The following is a 6109-nucleotide window of genomic DNA, read 5'->3' as shown; positions in this document are numbered from 1 at the left end:
CGTTACGATGATTGCCCGCTTGCGCTGGCCGCTCACCCCCCGGTGGATATCCCAGATGATGGCTGAGCTCTCCACCCAAGGCACGTTCGATCAGCGCCTTCTTCAGCGCCATCGTCATGTCCTGGATCGATGCGGCCGTCATTGGGCCTTGCTGTACCAGCTGGTCCAGCAACTCCTCGGGGATGCTTGGCAGCGAGGCAGACTTCTCGGCAATCGCCGCGTTCTTCAACTTCGTTTTGCTTGACATACATGCTCCTGTTGCACATGGTATGCCTCATACACAAAATTTATGACAGGCTCACATTAATCCGAGTGCCGCCATATTAGTTCCAATATATATGCTCCATGGTATTTTCATGTCAAATATATATGTCGACATTGACATAAACATATTCTGCGCATGCGTGCCATCAAGGCCCCATCCTGATAGCCTGCCCCATTATGTCGAGCAGCATTTGCCCACGAAAAAGGCCGCATATGCGGCCTTGTCATGTGCGGCTGTCGCCTGATGCTTACAAGCGGCGATGCCCCAGCGCTGGCAACTGCTGGCGCATCTCCTGCATCATGTCCCAATCACAGTTGGCGGTCACGACACCGGCATCCACGGCGCGTTCGGCCAGCAGTTTGCCCCAGGGGTTGATGATCATGGTCTGGCCCCAGGTGCGGCGGCCGCTCTCGTGCTTGCCACCCTGTGCCGGGGCCGCCACATAGGCCAGGTTCTCGATGGCGCGTGCGCGCAACAGGATTTCCCAGTGCGCCTGACCGGTGGTATAGGTAAACGCACTCGGCACCACGATCAGGTCGGCGGCCAGCTGGCGATACAGCTCCGGGAAGCGCAGGTCATAGCAGGTCGACAAGCCGATGCGCCAGGTGTGGCCATCCGTGGACGGCAGATCAAACGTGACCGGCTCCGAGCCGGCCACCTGCACACGCGATTCGTCATAGCTTTCGCCACCACGGTGAAAGGCAAACAGGTGAATCTTGTCGTAGCGTGCCACCTGCTTGCCGTCCGGGTTGTACACCAGCGAACTGTTGGTGACGCGCCAGGGCTCATCGCTGCGCAGCGGAATCGCGCCGCCCACCAGCCACAGATTCAGATCATTCGCCATTTCGGCAAGAAAGTTCTGCAGCGGTCCCTGACCCGGCTCTTCGCCCAGCTCCAGTTTCTGCTCATCGCGCAGGGCCATCTGACAGAAATACTCGGGCAGGATCGCCAGTTCGGCTCCCTTGCCGGCAGCTTCACGCAGCAATTCCTGGGCAGTGATCAGATTGGTGGCAACCGAAGTACCGGACACCATCTGGATGGCAGCGACTTTCATGCAACAACTCCTGGTAGGCAGGCCAGCACCTGCCGGATTTCTGAAAGGGATAGCCTGATCATAAGCCAGGCGCCGGCTCTTGCCGCTCCGCCAGGCGGTGGATACGAAAAAGCCGGCCTGATCTGCACCAGGCCGGCTTGTGACATGCCGTCAGGCAGGGACGCTTACTTGGCGTTCACGACCTTGACCATGTCCAGGCAACGGTTGGAGTAGCCCCACTCGTTGTCGTACCAGCTCACCAGCTTGACGAAGTTGCCATCCAGCGCGATACCGGCTTCGGCATCAAAAATGCTGCTGCGGGTGTCACCACGGAAGTCGGTGGCCACCACCTTGTCTTCGGTATAACCCAGCACGCCCTTCATCTTGCCTTCGGACTGGGCCTTCATTTCGGCGCAGATCTCGGCGTAGCTGGCGGAGTTTTCCAGTTCCACGGTCAGGTCGACCACGGACACGTCAGACGTCGGCACGCGGAAGGACATGCCGGTCAGCTTGCCCTTCAGGGCCGGCAGCACCACGCCCACGGCCTTGGCGGCGCCGGTGCTGGACGGGATGATGTTTTCCAGGATGCCGCGGCCACCGCGCCAGTCCTTGTTGGACGGGCCATCCACGGTCTTCTGCGTGGCGGTGGCAGCGTGCACGGTGGTCATCAGGCCGCGCTTGATGCCCCACTTGTCGTTCAGCACCTTGGCCACGGGTGCCAGGCAGTTGGTGGTGCAGGAGGCGTTGGAGATGATCGGCTCGCCGGCATAGCTGGCGCAGTTCACGCCGTGCACGAACATCGGGGTGTCGTCCTTGGACGGAGCGGACATGATCACCTTCTTGGCGCCGGCGTCAATGTGCTTCTGTGCGCCTTCCTTGGTCAGGAAAATGCCGGTGGACTCGATCACCACGTCCACACCGATCTCGTCCCACTTCAGGTTGGCCGGATCCTTCTCGGCGGTCAGGCGGATGGTCTTGCCGTTTACCACCAGGTTGTTGCCTTCGACCTTCACGTCACCCTTGAAACGGCCATGCACGCTGTCGTACTGCAGCATGTAGGCCAGGTAGTCGGGTTCCAGCAGGTCGTTGATGCCGACCACTTCGATGTCGTTACCGAAGTTTTCGACAGCAGCGCGGAACACGCAACGACCGATGCGGCCGAAGCCGTTGATGCCTACTTTGATTGCCATGAGGTTTTCTCCTTGAATATGAAACGTGAAACCGGGAGGAAGTTGTCAGTTGCCGAGCACGGACTGCACCTGTGCAGCCACGTTGTCGGCAGTGAATCCGAAATGCTTGAACAGCGTACCGGCCGGAGCCGATTCGCCATAGGTGTCGATGCCGACCACGGCAGCACAGCCGTACTTGTACCAGAAGGCTGTCACGCCCATTTCCACCGCAATGCGCGGCAGGCCGGCCGGCAGCACGGTCTGGCGGTACGCCTCGTCCTGGCGGTCGAAGGTGGTGGTACTGGGCATGCTCACCACGCGCACGCCCACGCCACTGTCAGCCAGCAGCTTCTGCGCCTCGATGGCCAGTTGCACCTCGCTGCCGGTAGCGATCAGCACCGCCTGCGGCGGCTGGCCATCGGCCGGATCGGACAGCACGTAACCGCCCTTGTGGATGATGCTCAGGTCATGCTTGGGCAGATAGGGCAGGTTCTGGCGGCTCAGCAGCAGCGCCGTCGGACGCTCGCGGTTCTGCAGCGCCGCCGACCAGGCCACGGCCGTCTCGGCGGTGTCGCACGGACGCCAGACATCCAGATGGGGGATCAGACGCAGACTGGCAGCGTGTTCGATCGACTGGTGCGTGGGGCCGTCTTCACCCAGACCGATGGAGTCGTGCGTGAACACATGCACCACGCGCTGACGCATCAGCGCGGCCATGCGGATCGCGTTGCGGCTGTAATCGCTGAAGGTCAGGAAGGTGCCGGCGTAGGGGATGTAGCCGCCATGCAGCGCAATGCCGTTCATGATGGCGGCCATGCCGAACTCGCGCACACCGTAGTTGATGTGGCGGCCGATCCGGCCGTCTTCGGTCTTGACCACGGCACCGGCCGCGTCGACACGGAAGGCCGGCGTGGACGGGGTATTGGTCAGGTTGGAGCCGGTCAGGTCGGCGCTGCCGCCGAGCAGTTCGGGCATGGCGGCAGTAAAGGTGTTCAGCGCGATCTGGCTGGCCTTGCGCGAGGCCACGGTTTCGGCCTTTTCGGCGGCCTGCTGCGTGGCTTCGATGCAGATGCGGGCGAAGTCGTCGCTCAGCTGGCCGTTCATGCGGCGCAGGAATTCGGCGGCCAGCTGCGGGTGCGCCATGGCGTAGGCGGCAAACACGCTGTCCCAGGCGGCTTCGGTCTTCTGGCCGCTGTCGCGTGCGTCCCAGGCGGCATAGACCTCCTGCGGGATCTCGAACGGACCGTGCTCCCAACCCAGCGCCTGGCGCGTCAGGGCAATTTCCTCGGCACCCAGCGGTTCGCCGTGGGCCTTGGCGGTATCGACACGGTTGGGGCTGCCCTTGCCGATGTGCGTCTTGCAGATGATCAGGCTGGGCTTGCCGCTGGAGGCCTTGGCCTGCGCAATCGCCGCCGACACGGCTTCGGCATCGTGGCCGTCCACCGGGCCGATCACGTTCCACTGGTAGGCCTCGAAGCGCCTGGCGGTATCGTCCACGAACCAGGGCTGCACCTGGCCGTCGATGCTGATGCCGTTGTCGTCGTACAGCGCGATCAGCTTGTCCAGCTTCCAGGCACCGGCCAGGGCGCAGGCCTCGTGGCTGATGCCTTCCATCAGGCAGCCGTCGCCCAGGAACACATAGGTGTGGTGGTTGACGATGTCGTGGCCGGGGCGGTTGAATTCGGCCGCCAGCAGCTTTTCCGCCAGTGCCAGGCCCACGGCATTGGTCATGCCCTGGCCCAGCGGGCCGGTCGTGGTTTCCACACCGGGGGTGATGCCGACTTCCGGGTGACCCGGGGTCTTGCTGTGCAGCTTGCGGAAGTGCTTCAGTTCGTCCAGCGGCAGCTCGTAACCGGTCAGGTGCAGCAGCGCGTAGATCAGCATGGAGGCATGGCCATTGCTGAGCACGAAACGGTCACGATCGTGCCACTGCGGGTTGGACGGGTTGTGACGCAGGTGCTGGCCCCACAGGGCAACAGCCATGTCGGCCATGCCCATCGGGGCACCGGGGTGACCGGAATTGGCCTGCTGTACGGCATCCATGGAGAGCGCGCGAATGGCATTGGCCATGGTAGTGGCCGATACGGAGGAGGTCATGCGGATGGACTCCGGGGTGTGGATGAAATGGGGAATACCCTCCATTTTAACCCTGACAAGCACGATTGCTGCAAATGGATACAAGGCACAGACGCAGGCAGGGAATTACAATCCGGCCAGACCCGGACGCACCCGGCACCGGGCCAGCCCCTCTCCTGCCCATGTCTGACGCTGTTTACCCGAACACCCCCCGCCCCCCGGCCCAGGCCATGCTGCTGGCTGCCGGCCGCGGCAAGCGCATGCGCCCGTTGACCGACCACACGCCCAAGCCGCTCTTGCAGGTCCAGGGCCGGCCCCTGCTGGAATGGCCGATGCGGGCGCTGGCCAGCCAGGGCTTTACCGAGGTGCTGGTGAATACCGGCTGGCTGGGTGAACAGCTGCCCGCCTGGTTTGGCGATCGCTACGCGCACGGCCAGCCGCTGCCCGCCAGCGCGCTGCGCTACTCGCGCGAGGAGATCGATTTTGGCGAGGCGCTGGAAACCGCCGGCGGCATCGCCCGCGCCCTGCCGCAGCTGGCCGATACCTTCTGGCTGGCGGCTGGCGACGTGTATGCACCCGATTTCGTCTTCAGCCGTGCGGCCTACGCCCATTTCGAGGCCAGCCAGGCCCTGGCCCACCTGTGGCTGGTGCCCAACCCGGAGCACAACCCCGCCGGCGACTTTGCGCTCGATCCCCACGGCGTGCTGCACGATACTGCGCGCGAGGACGACAGCCTGCCGCGTTATACCTACAGCACCATCGCGCTGCTGCGCCGGGAACTGTTCCAGCCCCCCTGGTGCGCTATTCCGCCCGGCAATCCGCAGGGCGTGGTGGCCGCGCTGGCGCCGCTGCTGCGCGCCGCCATGGCGCAGGGCCGCGTCACCGGCAGCCTGTACAACGGCAGCTGGACCGATGTCGGCACGCCGGAACGGCTGGCGGCCATCAACAGCAAGGCCCGCTGACCGGATCGATCAGCGGACCCTGTACATGTCGGCAGCCGGGGATTACTGCAACGGCTTGCCCATGATGCGTTTCAGCGTGCCGTCCTTGTCCACCAGATGGTGCTTGAGGGCGCCCGCCACGTGCAGCACGATGGCCGTCAGCATCACCCACAGCAACAGGCCGTGCACCTGGCGCGCATTGCGGGCCATGTCACCGTCCAGCGGCAGGTTCTTGCCGGGGTTGGCCAGATCCGGGTTGTTGGCAATCAGCTCCAGCCCGAACAGCTGCAGGCCATGACCACCCATCACCGACATCATCATGCCGGACAGCGGGAACAGCACGGTTCCGATCAGCAGCACCCAGTGCACCAGCGTGGCCAGCGCATTCAGACCGGCGCCCTGCTGGCCCAGCGGCTTCGGGAAACCGTTCATCAGGCGGTGGACCAGACGCCACAGCACGAACACCACGATCAGCAGGCCGAAGGACTTGTGCAGGCCATACAGCGCATAGGCGTCGTTTTCAGCCATGTACCAACCCACGCCCATCAGCACGATCATGAACAGGGCCACGATCCAGTGCAGGAACACCGACGTGGAAGAGAGTTTTTGCAGGGTATCTTTCATG

5 protein-coding genes and 1 pseudogene are annotated in these 6109 nt (G+C 63.5%); 1 reads left to right on the top strand and 5 read right to left on the bottom strand.

From position 1 onward, the window contains the following. The 4 genes and pseudogenes from C513_RS0111340 to tkt form a co-directional block, all read right to left on the bottom strand. Positions 1 to 247: pseudogene (locus C513_RS0111340) on the bottom strand (IS256 family transposase); the annotation flags it as partial. A 265-nt stretch (positions 248 to 512) separates the two neighbouring features. Next, positions 513 to 1319, bottom strand: a complete 807-nt coding sequence (locus C513_RS0111335) for a carbon-nitrogen hydrolase family protein (protein ID WP_018716131.1) — start codon at positions 1317 to 1319, stop codon at positions 513 to 515. A gap of 164 nt (positions 1320 to 1483) precedes the next feature. Beyond that, positions 1484 to 2488, bottom strand: a complete 1005-nt coding sequence (gap, locus tag C513_RS0111330; protein ID WP_018716130.1) for a type I glyceraldehyde-3-phosphate dehydrogenase — start codon at positions 2486 to 2488, stop codon at positions 1484 to 1486. Positions 2489 to 2533: 45 nt separating this feature from the next. Further along, positions 2534 to 4609 carry a transketolase gene (gene tkt / locus C513_RS0111325; RefSeq protein ID WP_018716129.1) on the bottom strand — a complete coding sequence of 692 codons (2076 nt, stop codon included), beginning with the start codon at positions 4607 to 4609 and terminating at the stop codon, positions 2534 to 2536. A 116-nt stretch (positions 4610 to 4725) separates the two neighbouring features. Between tkt and C513_RS0111320 the strand changes: the two genes are divergently transcribed. Continuing rightward, positions 4726 to 5505 (top strand): nucleotidyltransferase family protein, encoded by a 780-nt coding sequence (locus tag C513_RS0111320; protein ID WP_051084451.1) that lies wholly within the window; start codon positions 4726 to 4728, stop codon positions 5503 to 5505. A gap of 42 nt (positions 5506 to 5547) precedes the next feature. On the opposite strand, the gene C513_RS0111315 is transcribed toward C513_RS0111320, so the two are convergent. Further along, positions 5548 to 6108: a cytochrome b gene (locus tag C513_RS0111315; RefSeq protein ID WP_033395078.1), complete on the bottom strand. Its 561-nt coding sequence runs from the start codon at positions 6106 to 6108 to the stop codon at positions 5548 to 5550. Position 6109 lies beyond the last annotated feature (1 nt).

The organism is Allobrachymonas chironomi DSM 19884 (assembly GCF_000374625.1).
GTDB classification, from domain to species: Bacteria; Pseudomonadota; Gammaproteobacteria; order Burkholderiales; family Burkholderiaceae_C; genus Brachymonas; species Brachymonas chironomi.
Note: the sequence above shows the minus strand (reverse complement) of the source record. Positions and strands in the feature narration are given on the sequence as shown.

Excerpts from the sequence above, each read along its gene's own strand:
- C513_RS0111335 (WP_018716131.1), bottom strand. The coding sequence starts at position 1,319 with ATGAAAGTCGCTGCCATCCAGATGGTGTCCGGTACTTCGGTTGCCACC.
- gap (WP_018716130.1), bottom strand. The coding sequence starts at position 2,488 with ATGGCAATCAAAGTAGGCATCAACGGCTTCGGCCGCATCGGTCGTTGC.
- tkt (WP_018716129.1), bottom strand. The coding sequence starts at position 4,609 with ATGGAGGGTATTCCCCATTTCATCCACACCCCGGAGTCCATCCGCATG.
- C513_RS0111320 (WP_051084451.1), top strand. The coding sequence starts at position 4,726 with ATGTCTGACGCTGTTTACCCGAACACCCCCCGCCCCCCGGCCCAGGCC.
- C513_RS0111315 (WP_033395078.1), bottom strand. The coding sequence starts at position 6,108 with ATGAAAGATACCCTGCAAAAACTCTCTTCCACGTCGGTGTTCCTGCAC.